The sequence below is a fragment of the Bacillus sp. FSL R9-9410 genome, assembly GCF_038050385.1.
GTDB lineage: Bacteria > Bacillota > Bacilli > Bacillales > Bacillaceae_G > Bacillus_A > Bacillus_A cereus_U.
The window spans coordinates 2,330,641-2,348,938 of the sequence record NZ_JBBOTV010000001.1 but is presented as its reverse complement, the minus strand read 5'-3'; the positions used below and the strand labels follow the sequence as shown (position 1 = coordinate 2,348,938).

Here is an 18,298-nt window from a genome sequence, read left to right as displayed (position 1 = left end):
GACGTATGGAGGGACAATATGGGGAATGTTGATAATTTTGTAAATATTCTATTAGAAGAACCGAAAAGAGAGCAGTTATTTCCTTTATTTGAAGAAGTGTTTGGGATTACAAGTCAAACATTGCATGATTTTTCAGCGAAAGGATATTGGGATTATACATATAAAGCATTATCATTTTTACAAGATGATAAAGCGATTGCAAATGTTGCGGCATTTTCACTTCCGCTTTTAATTAATGGTGAAAAAATAAATGCAGCGGGTATTCAATCAGTAATGACACATCCGAATTATCGTAGACGAGGATTAATGAAACAATTGTTTAGTAAGATGATAGAGGAAATTGATGAGCAATGCGAGTGTGCGGTCTTGTTTACTGAAAATCCGGAACTATATAAACCATTTGGTTTTCAAATTGTGCAAGAATATTTGATGACAGTATCATACGAAAACAAGAGTGATAAAGATTCTCAACTTAAAAAGTTAGATTTTTATAATGAAGAGGATAGACAATTAATACATGAGATTATTGAAAATGGCCAAAGGCTTTCTAATAAATTTTCAACGTTAAATTACCGCTCTTCGTTTTATTTAAATATGTATGATTCAACATGGAATGAAAACCTTTATTATTCAGAGAAATTAGATGCACTGATTGTTTTTACAGTAGAAAATCAAAAACTAAAATTATTTGGAGTATTTGCGCCGGTAATTCCGATTTTAGATGAATTATGTGAGGAAATCTCTGGGGAATTTACGGAGATTGAATTTTATTTCTACCCAGATCAATTAGGAATTGATGATGTACAATATACAGAATTACAGACTAGTAAGTATTTAATGGTTCGAAGTAATAAAGAATTAGATTTTAAAGGTTATAAATTCCCGGTATTAACTGAGTTTTAAATATTAATTTAAATGCTTTTTTATGGAGGAATTATGAAAACATCATATATACCAAATCATATTGAGCAACTTACTGTAATGAACGCACCTAAATTTTACAAACTTGAAGACAATGATACATTCATTGTCCATTCGAAAGAAGAAACAGATTTTTGGCTGAAAACCCATTATGGTTTTGAAGTAATGAATGGCCATGTATTTTATGATGAGATAATGACAGATTTTCAGGCTGAAGTTCAATTGCGCATGAATCCAAATGCGACATACGATCAAGCGGGTTTATTTGTTATGATTTCTGAGAAGTGTTGGTTAAAAACATCTTTAGAATATATTCCTGAGGGCCCATCACATTTAGGTGCTGTCGTAACGAATAATGGCTATTCTGATTGGTCAACGCAAGACTATCCAAATGAGTTTGCTAAGCAACAATTACGTTTTCGAATTATTCGAAAACTTGGCGATTATACAATATATGTGAAAACGAGTCAGCGATGGGAACAAATAAGAATCGCTCATTTGATGGAGGACATAGGTAATGAGCCTGTTAAAATTGGTTTTTATACGTGTAGTCCTTCTGAAAATAATGGATTCGAGACCGAGGTTTTCGATTTTAAAATTGAACAAATATAGATGGAAAAACCGCATTCTTACTAAATGAGAATGCGGTTTTTATTAAGTTAAAGAGTATTCACATCAACTGGCAGTGAAAATGCCTGGTAGATTAAAGTTCCATTTTATTGACTAAAAATGATTTAAAACTTATCATTTAATAATGTTAAATATTAATTTGCATAATATATTAGGACTAATGAAGAAATTACAGACTATATCACTTAAATAAGGAGGAATATGAATTATTCAATGGTAATTTTATGAAAAAAGGAGATTATGTATGAAATCATTTCGCAAGTTGTTTCAGTATTTAAAACCATACATGTTCTTCGCTATTATTGGACCGCTATTTATGGTACTTGAGGTTGCGATGGACTTAATTCAACCGACAATAATGCAACATATTATTGATGTTGGAATTGCAAACCGGGATTTGAATTATGTAATAAAAATGGGGCTTCTTATGATAGGGGCAGCAGCAATCGGTTTAGTTGGAGGACTTGGTTGTATGATGTATTCTACAAAAGCTGCTGTTAATTTCGCTACAGACATACGAAAAGATGTGTTTGCGAAAATAGAAACATTTTCTAGCAAAAATCGTGATTCATTTGGAACAGGTAAATTATTAACAATCGTGACAAATGATATTACATCTATTCAAGCGGCAATGACGATGACGTTACGTGTACTTGTCCGTGGACCGTTATTATTTATTGGAAGTATCATTATAGTCTTTGTAACAGCGAGAGACCTATTTCCAATTTTACTTGTTGTGGTACCCGTTTTATTAGTTGCAATTGTATGGATTGCAGGTCAAGCGAGCGGTTCATTTAAACGAGTACAAGAAGCATTAGATAAAGTAAATACAAAGCTACAAGAAAATTTATCCGGTGTACGTGTTATAAAAGCATATGTAAGACAAAAATATGAAATCTCACAGTTTGAGAAAGTTAATATAAGTTTAACTGAAATAAATATTCGTGCTATACAAATTATTTCATTGATGATGCCAATTATTATGCTAGTTGTAAATGGCGGGATTGTAGCAACTTTGTGGATAGGTGGAGAAAAAGTATTCAATGGTACCCTTCAAGTTGGAGCAATTTTAGCATTTATAAACTATTTAAATATCATTTTAATGTCACTTATGTCTATTAGTATGGTATTTATTCAAATTGCCCGTGCTTTTCCATCAGCTGATCGTGTACAACAAGTCTTACATACTGAAGTTGATATTACAACTGAAGGCGACGCATATGAACCAAAACAAGTGGATGGTAATGTAGAGTTTAAAAATGTTAGTTATAGTTATACGAAAAATAATGAATATGTTTTAAAAGATATTTCCTTTACCGTACGTAAAGGTGAAAAAATAGGGATTATTGGATCTACTGGAAGTGGTAAATCTACATTGGCGAAACTATTGCCACGACTTTACGATGTTGATCAAGGTGAAATATGTATAGATGATGTTAATGTGAAAGCATACGATTTGCAAAAACTTCGTGCTTCCATTGGCTTCGTTCCACAAAAGGCAATTCTCTTTTCAGGCAGTATAGAAGAGAATTTACGTTATGGCAAAGAAGATGCAACTGATGATGAATTGGAATTAGCATCTTCATCTGCTTGTGCGACTGAATTTATCAATAAGCTGGATGACTCTTATCAATATAACTTAACACAAGGGGCAACCAATCTATCTGGCGGTCAAAAACAACGTATATCTATTGCGAGAGCCTTAGTGAGAAAACCATCTATTCTTGTATTAGACGATTCTACATCGGCAGTTGATGCGAAGTCAGAAGCTGTAATACAAGAAGCGTTAAGGTCGAAATATAGTGGCACAACGACATTTTTAATTGCATCAAAAATATCTTCTATTATAGATGCTGATAAAATCCTCGTTTTGGATAACGGTGAATTAGTTGGAACTGGTACGCATGAGGCTTTATTGGCAACTTGTGAAGTGTATCAGGAAATTTATCTTTCCCAAGGTGGTAACCTGCAGCAAGAAGGAGGGGAAGAGCGTGCGTAATTTTCAAGGACAATTTGGAAATAAAGGTGGACGTAACAATCCGAAAACGGGAAAAACAAAGAATACTAAAGGAACTATAATGCGAGTATGGAACTATATGGGGTATCAAAAAGCATCTCTTATGTTCGTTATTATTCTTGTATTTATCACGACATTACTAGGTTTACTTGGGCCATATTATATGGGGGTCATTATTGATGAATACATTGTACCGAAGGATTTAAGTGGGACAGCAAGAATGTGCATGCTACTCATTGCAATATATGGGATAACCGTATTGTTAACATGGTTACAAACATTTGTAATGATTAATGTTGCATTAAAGACGATACAAAAAATACGACAAGATATTTTTGATAAAATCCAAACGCTTTCTCTAAGATTCTTTGATGTACGTTCGCAAGGTGATTTAATGAGCCGTGTGACAAATGATATTGATAACTTAAATCAAGCTTTGACACAAAGTGTTGTGCAAATTATTTCATCAGCGTTAACATTTATAGGTGTAACAATTGCGATGTTTTCATTAGATTGGATTTTAGCGATTGTAACTTTAATTACAGTACCTATTATGTTTTTCGTTACAAAAAAACTAGTTGCTTATAGTGGCAAAAACTTTGCGAAGCGTCAAAAGGATTTAGGGGAATTAAATGGATTTATTGAGGAAGCTATTACAGGTGCAGACGTAACTACGTTATACGGAAAAGAAAAAGAAACCTTACATAACTTTAATGAAATTAACGAACAGCTAAGAATTTCAGCAACGAAGGCTGAAACGTTTTCAGCATTTATTTTTCCAAGTATGAACTTTATTAATAACTTAGGAATGGGGCTTGTAATTGGAACTGGATCGGTAATGGTATTAAACGGAATGACAACAGTAGGTGTCATTGCAGCTTTTATTAATTATTCTCGACAATTTTCAAGACCACTTAGTCAATTTGCAACTTTAATGAATACGATTCAAGCTGCAGTTGCTGGAGGAGAACGTGTTTTTGAAATTATGGATGAAGTACCAGAAATTCAAAATAAAAAAGATGCAGTACTTGTACAAAATTTACAAGGACATGTTAGGCTTGAGAAAGTTTCATTTGGATACGCACAGGACAACATGATTTTAAAAGATGTGAGTCTCGAGGCAAATCCTGGGGAGACTATCGCTTTAGTCGGTCCAACTGGATCAGGAAAAACAACAATTATTAATTTGTTAACTCGCTTTTATGACATTCAAAAAGGGCAAATTAACATTGATGAAAAAGATATAAAGGATTATGATATTAATTCGTTACGGAGTAAAATAGGGGTTGTTTTACAGGATACGTATTTATTTGCTGGGACGATTATGGATAATATTCGGTATGGGCGTTTGGATGCAAGTGATGAAGAAGTAATGGCCGCTGCTAAAGCTGCATCAGCACATTCTTTTATTAAGCATTTACCGAATCAATATGAAACAGAAATCGCTTCAGAAGGTTCGAATTTAAGTCAAGGACAAAAACAACTTCTTGCGATTGCACGAGCAATCTTAGCGGATGCAGATATATTAATTCTCGACGAAGCTACATCTAATATTGATACGAGAACAGAATTACAAATTCAATCTGGATTAAATAATTTAATGAGAGGGCGAACGAGCTTTGTAATTGCCCATCGGCTGAAAACGATTGAAAAAGCAGATCAAATACTTGTAATTAAAGATGGTAGTGTTTTTGAAAAAGGAAATCATGAATTCCTAATGGAAAAGAAAGGATTCTACTTTGATTTGTATACAAGTCAGTTTAAAATTTAACAAAAATATTGATATAATGCGGTTTCTCGTGATAAGAGAAACCGCATTTTTGTATTTGCAAACATTGCTATCCGAATAATCTCTCACTAAATGTTTTAACAGCATCCTCTTGTATTAATGGGAAAATGTAAAAGGAGAGATTTCTTTTTCGGTTATTCTAGCAATCATAATCATTGTCGTATTCATTGCAACATTCATCGCAAGGGTTGTTCTGATCATTGCAGCAAATACAAAACGTTTTATTGATAAATATATCAATAAAATCAAAGGAATCGGAATTATTTGTGAGGGTAAGTTCTTGGAAATCTTCTACTTGAAAAATCCTTGTTTCATTAGGAACTATCGTAGCGATAATTGGTGTGTTAGAAATCCTTGTTCGAATAGTTACTTCAATGGGACCGGAATCGTTAGGAACAGATATTTGAAGTAATGTTTTGTTGTGATTAATAGTAAGATCTTCAAAAACCACTCTTGAAGAGTTAGGGGGTACGATAATATCTAGAGGTACATTTCCAGTTGAGGAAGTTCCCGAACCGGCTATGGTATGAGTCTCAATAAAACAGTTACTCTTTTGGTTAAGAGAATGTGATTGTTCTGCATAGTAATCATTTTGGTCATCACAGCAGATGCAAAACGTTTTTTGAATAAAAATACCAATATCGCTACTTGTATTGGTATTATTTGTGACAGTGAGGCTTTCAAAATTTTCTACTTGAAAAATCCTTGTTTCACCTGTAGCTATTGTAGCAGTAATTGGTCTACGAGAATTTCTTGTACGAATAGTTATTACAATCGGTGCAGAAGTGCCAGGAACATGAAACTGAAGTAATGTTTTGTTGTGATTATTAGTAGAATCTTCAAAAACTATTCTTGAAGTGTTAGCTGGTACGACAATATCTAGAGGTATATTTGAACCGGCAATCGTATGCGTTTCAATGAAACAGTTCTCTTTTTTGTGGTGAGAATACGAATAGTTTTTATAGTACTTTTTTCCATGTTTATAAAAATAGTCAGCCATTCTTTAATCTCCTATCTTTTATTTGTCTATATATAGTATTTAATAAAAGTAAGAAATGTTTGTACAAGGTAGAAAAAAGTTCTATTTAGGAGAATAAGAGAAAAAATTTTAGATGTATGTTCTGTAGAATTTGTTTCAGTTAACCCAAATATAAGAAATGTATAGCTAACCTTTTTACGATATTAATAGTTAGGAAAGCATAGATCGGGAAATACAGTTTGGTATTCTGGGATTAACCGAAGATCAGTAGTTAAGGTCGCATAGTGCGTATAGTTTTTTTCTAATTTTTCAAGTGTTGTTAAATGATGAGAACCTAAACCACGCTGTACACTATGTTTAGAAAGAGTGGGTCCAATTTGTAATTTTCTTTTTTTCATAGCCTCGTTCCATGGACTATAAAAAAATTTTAAAACGAAGGCAGGCTGCATGTAAATGCTATATGGATAATGTGAGCCATGTCTGCCGACTCTGTAGTCACCATGGGAAGTATTGTGAATTAATCTACCGTTGAGATAAAGCAGATTGGGACTGGGTTGGATTAAAATACCGTGATAACGTTGTTTGACTAGTGGAATACTGTATCTTGGATTAGAATAGCCGTGAGAAGGTTCATCGATCATCATTATAACTCTAATGGAAAACATGTTCCCTCCATTAGAGTTAAGTGAAGTAAAAAATTGTTCTTTATTAAAACAACAAAGAAACTCTGTCGTATTTAATACCATTTTCCATCCAGTAACTTCTTTTTCAATTTCCATAACTTCTTGATCAACTAAATAGGCATCAAATTCTAATACTTTTGAATTGCGAATTTCCCAATGAGGTGCAAATAACTTACATATTTCCACTGAACGGTCAGTAGATCCTCGGTTAATTAGAATACCGTGATCAAATAGTTTTGTATGATGCATTAACCACCATGGAAGTAAATATTCTTCATTGTAAAAATGAGAAATTAAAGTAGTCTTAATGAAAACCTCCTCCTTATATAACACACTTCTTATTTAGTATGATATGGTGGGAATCTTATCGCTAGAAGGTTCCCACCATATCATACTAAAAAAACAAAGATGATAGGTGGAAGGATAATTATTTATTTCGGATTGACTGTTAAATTAAGAATTAGGATGGTTATGGAGCTAGTTGATAACAATTGAAATAGCGCTAAAAACTAATAAAACTGCCATAATAATGTTAAAGAATTGGTTATGTTTTAATAAAAGTTTTTGGAACATTGAACCGAATAGGCTCCAACTAAACGTACTCATTAAACCGACTACTCCTAAAAATAATGAAAAAAGAAGGTAACTAGAATATGAATTGTAATAAGGGAGAATAAAAGTTGATACTACAGTCAGTCCGAATAATATTCCCTTTGGATTAACGAATTGAAGCATAATTCCTACTAAAAATAAGTTTTTATTGCTTTTTTCATTTGTATTTGCACTACTTTTACTATTGAGTATTTTAAAAGCTAAATACAGCATATAAGCTACACCTAAAATTTTTAAAGGAAATTCAATTATTGGCAGAATGTTTATAAGTATAATATTAAAGAAACTACATAATGAAGTGATGATGAAAAAGCCGAAAGCCACTCCGAAGCAAAATTTAATGCTACTTTTTAACCCATGTTGGTTGGCGTATGTCATAGCTAAAAAATTGTTAGGACCTGGTGTGAAGCTACTAATAAAGACGAATAATAAAAAAGAAAATATAGGCATTTCAAACCTCCCTTTGAATTTGTATGTTATAATGACTGAAAAGAACAATATAACGTATACTTTTTATTATACATAATGGTCGTTATATTGTATAGGAGTGTTTTTTTATGGAGGAAATTCAACTTATTCTTGCAAAAAATTTAAAAGCTATTCGAGAAAAAGAAAAGCTGAGCTTAGAAAAAGTTTCTCAATTAAGTGGTGTAAGTAAAACGATGATCGGACAAATTGAAAGGGGAGAATCTAGCCCGACACTAACTACGATTTGGAAAATTGCTAATGGCCTGAAAGTGTCTTTTACTTCTTTAATCAATAATCCACAGCCAGATACGAAAGTTATTTTACGAAACGATGTTCAAGTATTATCTGAAGACAATGGGAGATATAAAGTGTATCCTTCGTTTCCTTTCCAAGATGATAGACATTTTGAAATCTATACTGTTGAAATTGAAACAGAAGGAAAGTTATATGCTGAAGCGCATAAAGAAGGAACAGAGGAATTTATAACTGTGTTTGATGGTGAACTGACAATTGAGGTAAATAATTGTCAATATAGATTAAATAGTGGAGACTCAATCAGGTTTAAGGCGGATAGACCTCACGCTTATTATAATTCAGGAAGTACGTTAACTCGGTTGAGTATGACAATTTATTATCCAGCTTCATAAGTTTTTATGTACATAAAAAATATAAGGGAAGCGTAATTATAAAACCATCTATACAAGGTGGTTTTTATTATGTGAAAAATTACAAAAAAAAGACACTCATTTGAGTGTCAACACAGTATTTCTCTCGCGTATAGGATTGGAGAATGTTTCTCAAATACATATTGAGATGATTAGTAAAGGAGAAACTGTCTTCATAAATAACTTAACATTGATAGCGTATAGAGTAAATTGATAATGTTTATCCGGAATATTTAGTATAGATAGTTTCTACTATCTATATAGGGGAATGGCATTTAAAGCTAAGAAGAAAAAATGAATCATTTATTAATCAACTCGTATAATTGTTAGAGAGGCGCCAGTTGATCCACCACCGACTAAATTGACAATTGATAAGAGACCGAATAATTGAAGAGAAATAGTATTACCTGCATTTAATATTGTAATTAAATTATTATTATAACTTGAAGTAGATAAGGCAGGAGATAGAATTGAGCCCAGAAGTGATGTAGATCCGTTTAAAATTAGTCTTGAACCCGCAAGAAGTGCAGTTGTAGTATTAATTTGATAAGAAAGATAATAACGTCCCGTTACAGGGACTGTAAATAAATCATTCGCACTATTGACTGCAAAGCTATCAAGGCTTTGATTGTTTGAGAGTAGTATGTTAGTACCACCTAGTACAACTGAAACTGTTCCATCCACTGTATTATTTGCAAACATAGAATTTGTTGTAACGTTTATGCCGGTATTACCCGTGGGTCCGGTATTACTCATGGGTCCAGTACTACCAGTAGGACCAGTTAGTCTATAAGGAAGGATAATTTCAAGTGAAATTATAGATAATTGTACGTCATTATTTTGGGGATTTTCTCTATCTTTATTTTTAATTAAAATCACCTCATTTTTATGATAAAGGAGATACTTTTCATATATTCTATTAATAATATTTTTTTAGATAATCCTTTTAACATTTCGGAACATCTAACATTTAATAAATACTATAGAAGGGAGATGCAAATTTGAATCGATATGACAAATTACCAATGTCTAAGGAAGTTATGGATTCTAAAAATATTGGTCCTACATTTCCACCTCTTCCGTCTATTAATTTTCCAACCGGAGCAACCGGAGCAACCGGAACAACCGGAGTAACAGGAGCAACCGGAGAAACAGGAGCAACAGGAGTAACAGGAGCAACAGGAGCAACCGGAGAAACAGGAGAAACAGGAGAAACAGGAGAAACAGGAGCAACCGGAGAAACAGGAGCAACCGGAGAAACAGGAGCAACCGGAGCAACCGGAGAAACAGGAGCAACCGGAGTAACGGGAGCAACCGGAGCAACCGGAGCAACCGGAGTAACGGGAGCAACAGGAGCAACCGGAGCAACCGGAGTAACGGGAGCAACAGGAGCAACAGGAATAACGGGAGCAACAGGGGCAACAGGAATAACGGGAGTAACAGGAGCAACCGGAGAAACAGGAATAACGGGAGCAACCGGAGAAACAGGAATAACCGGCCCAACGGGAATACCGGGAACAATCCCAACAACAAACCTATTATATTTTACTTTTTCAGATGGGGAAAAACTTATATATACTAATGCAGATGGTATAGCACAATACGGTACAACACAAATCTTATCACCAAGTGAAGTTTCTTATATTAATCTATTTATAAATGGAATTCTTCAACCACAACCTTTTTATGAAGTTACAGCTGGTCAGTTAACTTTATTAGATGCTGAACCACCCTCACAAGGATCTTCAATTATCCTACAATTTATTATTATCAATTAAAAAGGACAGATTTCCTATAAAGAGAAATCTGCCCTTTTTGTTCTAAATTTGGTTAGTTAAAATTAAGTGACGATAAATTCAATTGTAATTGGAATTCCACCGTCTAATGCATCTCCGCCAGGAATTGTAATAGCACCAGTAGGACCAGTAGTAACACTGGAGTTTACACTAGGCTGAAGAATACCGTTTATATAGAGATTGTAATACGTAAAAGTTGGGAAGGCAGTTGCAGTAGTACCCGCATCGTTTAAACAAGCTGTGGCAGCAATCGCAAAAGCAGCACCTGTGCCTGTTCCAGCTCCTAGTGTAGAGGTAAATCTTCTAGATGCCATAAATGGTTGAATGATAGGCATTTAATTCTCACTCCTATTCTAAATTTATTGGAACGAAGTTTAGAATAACTTGTCCACTATATAATATGAGAATTTTCTATATTAGAAACGGCATCCTGATTATAGTTTCAACACAATTTTTGTATAGGTAAAATACTAATTATTCTAGTATGGAAAAAGTGATGTCATTATAAGTGGAACATATGTTATTGATTGTTTTAGTGATTACTATGGATAATTAAATTGATAGGCAATTGAATTTGGGAGATAAACGTGGAAAAATAAAATAAACTCTTAAGTTTAGGTGTTTAATCTAAGCAGTCAATTATTAAAAACATATAATTAATATGTGAGTCATGAACATAATTAAATTACGTTTTCAAGTTTGATTATAATTCATGTTTCCTATTTTAAGAGAAACATATAACTCAACTACTTTTTACAATCGCATCTTTTATAGTTCTTAGAATAGGAAAACACTCAACTATAAGAAAAGTAAGGAGGAAATAAATGTCACATAATAATTGTTTTGGTCATAATAACTGCAATCCGATTGTTTTTTCAGCAGATTGTTGTAAAAATCCACAGTCAGTTCCTATTACTAGCCAACAATTAAGTCAATTAATTACTTTACTAAATTCATTAATATCAGCTATTGCAGCATTTTTTGCAAATCCAAGTAATGCAAACAGATTAGCGTTACTCGATTTATTTAATCAATTTTTAATTTTCTTAAATTCCTTATTACCTTCCCCAGAAGTTAATTTTTTGAAACAATTAACTCAAAGTATTATAGTTTTATTACAATCTCCAGCACCTAATTTAGGACAATTGTCAACATTATTGCAACAATTTTATAGCGCTCTTGCACAATTCTTCTTCGCTTTAGATCTTATCCCTGTATCCTGCAACTCAAATATCGATCCTGCAACTTTACAAGTTCTTTTTGGTTTATTAATTCAATTAATCAATGCTACTCCAGGGGCGACAGGCCCAACAGGTCCAACAGGTCCAACAGGTCCAACAGGAGCAACAGGAGGCGGAGCGACAGGAGCAACAGGAGCGACAGGAGCAACAGGAGCAACAGGAGCGACAGGAGCAACAGGAGCAACAGGAGCAACAGGAGCAACAGGAGCAACAGGAGCAACAGGAGCGACAGGAGCGACAGGAGCGACAGGAGCGACAGGAGCGACAGGAGCAACAGGAGCGACAGGAGCAACAGGAGCAACAGGAGCAACAGGAGCAACAGGAGCAACTGGTGGCGGAGCTATTATTCCGTTTGCTTCAGGTACAACACCATCTGCGTTAGTTAACGCGATAATAGCTAATACAGGAACTCTTCTTGGATTTGGATTTAGTCAGCCTGGCATAGCTTTAACGGGTGGAACAAGTATCACATTAGCGTTAGGGATAGGTGATTATGCATTTGTAGCACCACGCGCAGGGACTATTACATCGTTAGCAGGTTTCTTTAGTGCAACAGCTGCATTAGCTCCATTAACACCTGTTCAAGTGCAGATACAAATATTAACTGCACCTGCAGCAAGTAATACATTTACAGTACAGGGCGCACCTTTATTATTAGCACCAGCATTTGCTGTAATAGCGATTGGTGCTACAGCATCAGGTATCATACCTGAAGCAATTCCGGTAGCCGCTGGGGATAAAGTATTATTATATGTTTCATTAACAGCTGCTAGTCCAATAGCTGCAGTTGCTGGATTTGTAAGTGCAGGTATTAATATCGTCTAACTTGTTACAATGTTTGTTTGAAATTTAAACAGGCATTTGTATATAGCCCCTCCTAATTTTATTAGGTGGGGCTATATTTTTTGTGGGAAATTAGAAATAAATCAATTGAAAAGTTACTCTTTGTTAAGTTGGTATATAAGAAAAATCAAAATTTATGATTTACACTTTATTGTTTATGGAATAAGTTATATGGTTTGAAAAATTACATATAAACAAAAAAGATGAATTCTATTAAAAACAGAATTCATCCATTAAATAAACTATATACTAGTGGGTTAAATTGTTAATCATGAGCGGTGAAATGTCATTGCTCAAATTAGTAATAAACTATTTATTTTTATTACAGTTACATCCTTTTTTCTTTACATAGCCTTGCTCGGCTAAATCTCTTTGTGACTGGGAATCGGAAGATTGAGAGTTCGAAGATTGAGAGGATGCTGAAGAGCTACTATTTTTATTATTAGAGTAGTTTTTTCGATAGTTATAATTACTCATAGTACTATCACCTCCAATTAAATATATAAATATTATATGTATGTACTCTATTAATTGTTACGATAAAAAATCTCCTCGATATTTTCCGAGGAGATAAATGGTGGTTCTATTAAAATGATACTAATTAATACCCCCAGTATAGAGGGAAGTAATAAGAATCTTGGTAATATAGATTTTGTTGTTGAGTAGGGGGCTGAGTTGACTGATTTATCATGTCGCGGTTTTGATTACAGTTTCCGGGAGGACCAATTACCGTAGTGGATTGAATTGGGGATACTGCTTGTTTCCATTGTTGTTCATTGAGGCAATAAGTATGAGCCATCATATTAGCGGGAGTTAATCTTAAAATATCAGAACCAAAAATAACTTCTGGGGTTGGGGCGTCGAATATAGCTAATAAATGAGTATTATCTGCTGAAGCAATTTCATAATGCCACCACGCTTGTGGAATGTTGGCAACTTGCCCTGGTTTTATCGGTAAGTTTAATATTTGATTCGTAAATGGATTAAGTAAAGAAACAACAGCAGATCCTGAAATACAGTAAACGAGTTCAGCTGCATTTTGATGAATATGTGGTTCTACAACGTTGCCTGTACTTAAATAAATATCTAATAAAGAAGTATTTTCTAAAGTGTTTAATTGTTTCATGCCAAGTACATTTATATAGTTTTGGGCATCTTTCTTAAAAAAATTACTTTTACTTAAATCATGAGTGAAATTAGTTGAGGGGGAAGTGTAGTCGATATTAGAAGTCAATTGTATTACCCGCCTTTCCTATGTTTTAATGCAATCTGAAATTAGGGTATGAGTCTAGTTATTGAAATGTGAAAGGGAGGATGGTTTTAGTTTGTTAAATAATAAAATTGCAAGTACATATGCAGTATGATTGAATTTCGATGAAATAGTATAAAATAAGTTTGGTTGCGAGAAAAAGCTCCTTTAATTACAATTAATGTAATTAAAGGAGCTTTTTTATTAGTTAATAAAAAGGGAGTGTGGAAAATGAAAAATCCAATTTTAAAAGAGTTGGAAGTGGAATTGAAAAATCACTTTAAACCGTTTTTGAATGGACCTGCAACAATAGAAGAAATTCAATATGTCGAAAGCGAAATGGGAATTTCGTTTCCAGATGAATTACGTATGCTTTATCTCACGCATAACGGTGAAGTTAAATCGGGACCAGGATTGTTTTTTGGTTTGCCATTTCTCTCCTTAAAAGAAGTTTTGGATGAGTGGAGAATATGGAAAATAATTGAAGATGATGAGTTTTTTAATTTTGATGCATTTTCAATACCAGCAAAATGTATTAAGGAAAGATATGTGAATCACAATTGGATACCTATTAGTAAGGATTATGGCGGGAACAATATAGGAATAGATGTTGATCCGGATGAAAAGGGGGAAATGGGACAAGTTATTAATTTTGGACGAGATGAAGAAGTAAAATACGTAATTGCAAATAGAATTTCAGATTTTTTACTATTTATTTTACAAACGTTAAAAGATAAAAATTTCACCATTCACCAGGAGGAAGACTATTTATATTGGAGTTATGGTGCTAACGATAATATACATTTTTTAGACGCATTATTTAATATTGAATTACCTGTTTTACATCCTCAATTTATATTTCAATCTGAAAATAATGTTAAAGATTGGTACGATAATTTAGATGGAGAATGGCAAAATATTGTGGGTTCTTCTGAACGTGCGGATAAATTTATTAGAGAGAAGAGATTATATTTAGGTGGAAAAGGGTTAGTAGATATTAGTCCATTACAGATGTGTACGGAAGTAAGAGAACTAATTTTAACTGGAAATGAAATTAAAGATATAACAGGATTAGAACGGATGAATTCTTTAAAGAAGCTATATTTAGTTAATAATCCGGTTCAAAACTTAACGCCACTCTTACATTTACAGCACTTACAAGAAATAAATATAAAGAAGACGAGAGTAAATACTCTATCGGCACTTGTAGAAATATCATCATTAAAAAAATTGGATATTTCACATACTGGTATTAAAGATTTTTCATTACTACCACAGTTTCAAACGTTAGAATCGCTTTCTGTACATATTTCAAATCGTGAGCAGCTCTATGCAATTTCAGAAGTAGATACTTTAAAGCATTTGTATATTTTAAGTTTAGAAAATGTTAGTGAATTGGATTTACTTGTTTTACAAAATTTAAATAAATTAATAACAATTGAATTTGAAAATAGTATCATTGATAATTTAAATTGTTTTCAACATAACGCGTCAATTCAAAATATAAAATTGAAAGATACAAAGGTAAAGGATGGATCGGCGTTATGTAGAATGAGAGGACTAAAGGAATTAGAATTAGATGGGGCAACAATTGAAAACATTGAAACGATTTGTTGTTCTAAGTCATTAGAAACATTTTCAGGGTCATTTGAACAATTTTATATGTTAAAAGACTCATTTGATAGAAAAATAGATTTTTCAAAAATAATAGGAGAAATGAGTGAAGAAGAAAGTGAAGTTTGGTACCAGCATGTAAGGGATTAGAAAACAAAAAATAATAATATTATGTAAATAAACTCATTTTTAAAAATGGGCATTCATTAACACTAACAATGTCCATATGAAGAAAGTAGTTAATGTTAGAATCAACTGTTTGTAAATCAAACAGTTGATTCTGCAATAAGTAGTTAAAAGAAATAAATTATATGTAACGGAATGTCACATCCTTCCTTTATCGTTCGTCTTGTTTGTAGAACGATAAGGAGGGATTTTATTATGAAAAAGTTTGATGTAGCAATTGTTGGCGGGGGGCTTGCAGGGTTAACAGCATCTATATATTTAGCGAAAGAAGGAAGGAAAGTTGTTGTATTAGAAAAATCAAGCCGTTTTGGTGGCAGAGCGATGACAATAAATAAAAATGGCATATATATGAACCTTGGAGCACACGCTTTATACCGCGGAGGAGAAGCGTTCTTAACATTTAACGAGCTTGGTATGAATCTTACGGGAGGAATGCCGTCCACGAAAGCACACGGAATATGGAAAGATGACGTATATACTATCCCAACGGATTTTCGCTCCATTTTATCAACGCCGTTACTTTCATGGTCAGCTAAAATACAATTTTCTCGCCTTATGATTCATTTAGGGAAATTGGATATAAATATGATTCCAAAAATGAGTCTTTCTGTATGGGCAGAAAAAGAAATACAGGATCCTATGGTACGAAATATGTTTTATGCGTTATGCCGAACAACGACATACACATATGCTCCTACAATGCAATTAGCATCATCAGTACTAAAGCAAATTCAGCTTTCTATGAAAGAAGGAGTATTTTATGTAGATGGTGGCTGGGAGACGATAATAACAAAATTAAGAGATATAGCTAATAATGTTGGTGTGCAATTTCTGGCTAGTAAGCATGTTTTGGAAGTAGAATATTGTGAAGGTGTACAAAAAATTCGATGTTTGGATGATGAAGTATTTGAAGTTGATGCAGTCGTCGTGACGATTCCACCTAAAGAAGCTTGTAAAATAATAAAAGGTGCAGAAGGAACAAGTTTGCAAAAATGGAATGAACAATCAATACAAGTGACTGTGGCAGCGTTAGATATTGGTTTGAAACGATTACCGAATCCATTGCATCATTTTGCATTGGGGTTAGACCAACCCATATTTTTTACGAATCAATCAAGAGCAGCTAAATTAAGTGAAGATGGATCGATAGTAGTGAGTTTAATTAAGTATCACAATCCTCTGGTAGAGTTAAATTATTTTGCTGATGATAAAGACCAGTTAGAAAAAACGATGGAGTTGTTACATCCCAATTGGAAAAGAGAAGTTATTGTAAAGCAATATTTACCGAAAATAACGGTAGTACATGATTTTCCTCATATTGGCCGAGTTGAAAATCCGGGTCCTAATATACCTGAAATGCCAGGTGTTTACGTTGCAGGAGATTGGGCTGGGCATGATGAAATATTAGCTGATGCTGCGGTAGCAAGCGGGAAACGTGCAGCGTTACACATTTTAAAGCAATTAGAAAGTGAGGCAGTTCATCATGGAAACGGAGCAATTATATGAAGCGTATCAACCATTATTATTTTCATTAGCATATAGAATCCTTGGGAGTGTTATGGACGCTGAAGATATCGTTCATGACGTATTTATCGCGGTAAATAATATAGAGGATGTTCAATCTATAGAAAATATGAAAGCATATTTGTGGAAGAGTCTGATGAGCCAGCAGAGTCATTTGTAATGAAAGAATCAATTTCTACGGCATATTTATTACTTTTACAACAATTGTCTGAGGTAGAAAGGATTGTTTTCATATTAAGAGAGGTTTTCAGTTATGACTACGAGGAAATAGCTTCAATTGTTGATAAGAGTAGTGTGAATTGCCGGAAGATCTTTCAACGCGCACGAAAAAGTATTTTAGATAAGCCGAAGCAATCAACATTAAGTACGAAGAAAATGGCTGCCTATGTGGAAAAGTTTGTATCATCATTACAGTGTGGGGATACGCAAGGCATGTTAGAAGTATTAAAAACAGATGCGATATTTAAAGCAGATGGTGGTGGTAAAGTTACAACTGCAATTAATCCGATTTATTCTGCAGATAAAATTATACGTTTGTTCTTTGGAATTGCAAAACGATTGCCAGAAAAGTATAGTGTTGATTTCAAAATAGTAAATGGTGCACCAGGCGTTATAGTTACAATAAATAATAAAGTGACGTATGTACTTTCATTCATATTTGAGGATGAGAAAATTTCAAACATTTATATGATGGTTAATCCTGAAAAACTTATGCACTTAAATGTAATAGTATAAAAAAGACGCATTTCTTTAGAAGTGCGTCTTTTTTTTATTTTTCTAACATTTCAAGAGGTACATCTTTTTCGCCGGCTACCTCGAATTTAATTTCCCCGTCTTCTTCATAAATGCGTTTAATAATCGGTATAGTTATCATTAGTTTTTTATGCTGTTTACGTCTTCTAGCAGCATCTAAGTTAATCACGTTCATGTGTAAGCATCCTTTCTTACAGAAATATATAAACAAAAGAAAATGCGTCCGAAAAGGGCGCTTAGTTGAATTAGAAATACCGATTCATTTAAATGGGGTTTAGATTATCTTATAATTGAAAACTGATTGTAAAATAATGTGAATTAAATAATT

16 protein-coding genes and 1 pseudogene are annotated in these 18,298 nt (G+C 33.4%); 10 read left to right on the top strand and 7 right to left on the bottom strand.

Features of this window, described 5'->3' with window-relative positions; translation table 11 throughout:
• The first annotated feature begins 18 nt into the window (after positions 1 to 18).
• The 4 genes from MKX77_RS12240 to MKX77_RS12225 all read left to right on the top strand — a co-directional run bounded on the left by MKX77_RS12240 (position 19) and on the right by MKX77_RS12225 (position 5,339).
• Entirely contained in the window at positions 19 to 903 is an 885-nt protein-coding gene (locus MKX77_RS12240; protein ID WP_215556335.1) for a GNAT family N-acetyltransferase, read from the top strand.
• A 33-nt stretch (positions 904 to 936) separates the two neighbouring features.
• Positions 937 to 1,533 carry a DUF1349 domain-containing protein gene (locus MKX77_RS12235; RefSeq protein WP_002127357.1) on the top strand — a complete coding sequence of 199 codons (597 nt, stop codon included), beginning with the start codon at positions 937 to 939 and terminating at the stop codon, positions 1,531 to 1,533.
• Between the two features lie 262 nt (positions 1,534 to 1,795).
• Positions 1,796 to 3,550, top strand: coding sequence for an ABC transporter ATP-binding protein (locus MKX77_RS12230; protein ID WP_341306776.1), 1,755 nt, complete (start codon positions 1,796 to 1,798; stop codon positions 3,548 to 3,550).
• Entirely contained in the window at positions 3,543 to 5,339 is a 1,797-nt protein-coding gene (locus MKX77_RS12225) for an ABC transporter ATP-binding protein (RefSeq protein WP_341306775.1), read from the top strand. The genes MKX77_RS12230 and MKX77_RS12225 overlap by 8 nt, the downstream gene beginning before the upstream one ends.
• Before the next feature lie 157 nt (positions 5,340 to 5,496).
• On the opposite strand, the gene MKX77_RS12220 is transcribed toward MKX77_RS12225, so the two are convergent.
• The 3 genes from MKX77_RS12220 to MKX77_RS12210 form a co-directional block, all read right to left on the bottom strand.
• Positions 5,497 to 6,357: an exosporium protein D gene (locus tag MKX77_RS12220; protein WP_341306774.1), complete on the bottom strand. Its 861-nt coding sequence runs from the start codon at positions 6,355 to 6,357 to the stop codon at positions 5,497 to 5,499.
• A gap of 182 nt (positions 6,358 to 6,539) precedes the next feature.
• Positions 6,540 to 7,352, bottom strand: coding sequence for a glycosyltransferase family 2 protein (locus MKX77_RS12215; protein WP_341306773.1), 813 nt, complete (start codon positions 7,350 to 7,352; stop codon positions 6,540 to 6,542).
• 144 nt (positions 7,353 to 7,496) lie between these two features.
• On the bottom strand, positions 7,497 to 8,081 hold the full coding sequence (locus tag MKX77_RS12210) for a LysE family translocator (protein ID WP_063219529.1): 585 nt from the start codon (positions 8,079 to 8,081) through the stop codon (positions 7,497 to 7,499).
• Positions 8,082 to 8,188: 107 nt separating this feature from the next.
• Between MKX77_RS12210 and MKX77_RS12205 the strand changes: the two genes are divergently transcribed.
• Positions 8,189 to 8,746, top strand: coding sequence for a helix-turn-helix domain-containing protein (locus MKX77_RS12205; protein ID WP_002069930.1), 558 nt, complete (start codon positions 8,189 to 8,191; stop codon positions 8,744 to 8,746).
• A 324-nt stretch (positions 8,747 to 9,070) separates the two neighbouring features.
• Here the strand turns inward: MKX77_RS12205 and MKX77_RS12200 are convergent, their stop codons facing one another.
• Positions 9,071 to 9,520, bottom strand: coding sequence for a BclA C-terminal domain-containing protein (locus tag MKX77_RS12200; RefSeq protein WP_341306772.1), 450 nt, complete (start codon positions 9,518 to 9,520; stop codon positions 9,071 to 9,073).
• Positions 9,521 to 9,765: 245 nt separating this feature from the next.
• On the opposite strand from MKX77_RS12200, the gene MKX77_RS12195 reads away from it, so the two are divergent.
• Positions 9,766 to 10,542 carry a DUF4183 domain-containing protein gene (locus tag MKX77_RS12195; RefSeq protein ID WP_341306771.1) on the top strand — a complete coding sequence of 259 codons (777 nt, stop codon included), beginning with the start codon at positions 9,766 to 9,768 and terminating at the stop codon, positions 10,540 to 10,542.
• Between the two features lie 62 nt (positions 10,543 to 10,604).
• Here MKX77_RS12195 and MKX77_RS12190 read toward each other — a convergent pair whose 3' ends face one another.
• Positions 10,605 to 10,895 carry a DUF4183 domain-containing protein gene (locus tag MKX77_RS12190; RefSeq protein WP_107887531.1) on the bottom strand — a complete coding sequence of 97 codons (291 nt, stop codon included), beginning with the start codon at positions 10,893 to 10,895 and terminating at the stop codon, positions 10,605 to 10,607.
• Between the two features lie 489 nt (positions 10,896 to 11,384).
• Between MKX77_RS12190 and MKX77_RS12185 the strand changes: the two genes are divergently transcribed.
• Positions 11,385 to 12,626 (top strand): exosporium glycoprotein BclB-related protein, encoded by a 1,242-nt coding sequence (locus MKX77_RS12185; protein WP_341306770.1) that lies wholly within the window; start codon positions 11,385 to 11,387, stop codon positions 12,624 to 12,626.
• Positions 12,627 to 13,245: 619 nt separating this feature from the next.
• Here the strand turns inward: MKX77_RS12185 and MKX77_RS12180 are convergent.
• On the bottom strand, positions 13,246 to 13,878 hold the full coding sequence (locus MKX77_RS12180; RefSeq protein ID WP_002085579.1) for a cupin domain-containing protein: 633 nt from the start codon (positions 13,876 to 13,878) through the stop codon (positions 13,246 to 13,248).
• A gap of 246 nt (positions 13,879 to 14,124) precedes the next feature.
• Between MKX77_RS12180 and MKX77_RS12175 the strand changes: the two genes are divergently transcribed.
• From MKX77_RS12175 to MKX77_RS12165, 3 genes and pseudogenes are all read left to right on the top strand, one after another.
• On the top strand, positions 14,125 to 15,657 hold the full coding sequence (locus MKX77_RS12175; protein WP_341306769.1) for an SMI1/KNR4 family protein: 1,533 nt from the start codon (positions 14,125 to 14,127) through the stop codon (positions 15,655 to 15,657).
• Between the two features lie 231 nt (positions 15,658 to 15,888).
• Positions 15,889 to 17,199 carry a phytoene desaturase family protein gene (locus MKX77_RS12170; protein WP_341306768.1) on the top strand — a complete coding sequence of 437 codons (1,311 nt, stop codon included), beginning with the start codon at positions 15,889 to 15,891 and terminating at the stop codon, positions 17,197 to 17,199.
• A pseudogene (locus tag MKX77_RS12165) lies at positions 17,177 to 17,952 on the top strand (sigma-70 family RNA polymerase sigma factor). Before MKX77_RS12170 ends, MKX77_RS12165 begins: the two are co-directional and overlap by 23 nt.
• Positions 17,953 to 17,986: 34 nt before the next feature.
• Here MKX77_RS12165 and MKX77_RS12160 read toward each other — a convergent pair.
• Positions 17,987 to 18,145, bottom strand: coding sequence for a hypothetical protein (locus MKX77_RS12160; RefSeq protein ID WP_002085567.1), 159 nt, complete (start codon positions 18,143 to 18,145; stop codon positions 17,987 to 17,989).
• Between the last annotated feature and the right edge of the window lie 153 nt (positions 18,146 to 18,298).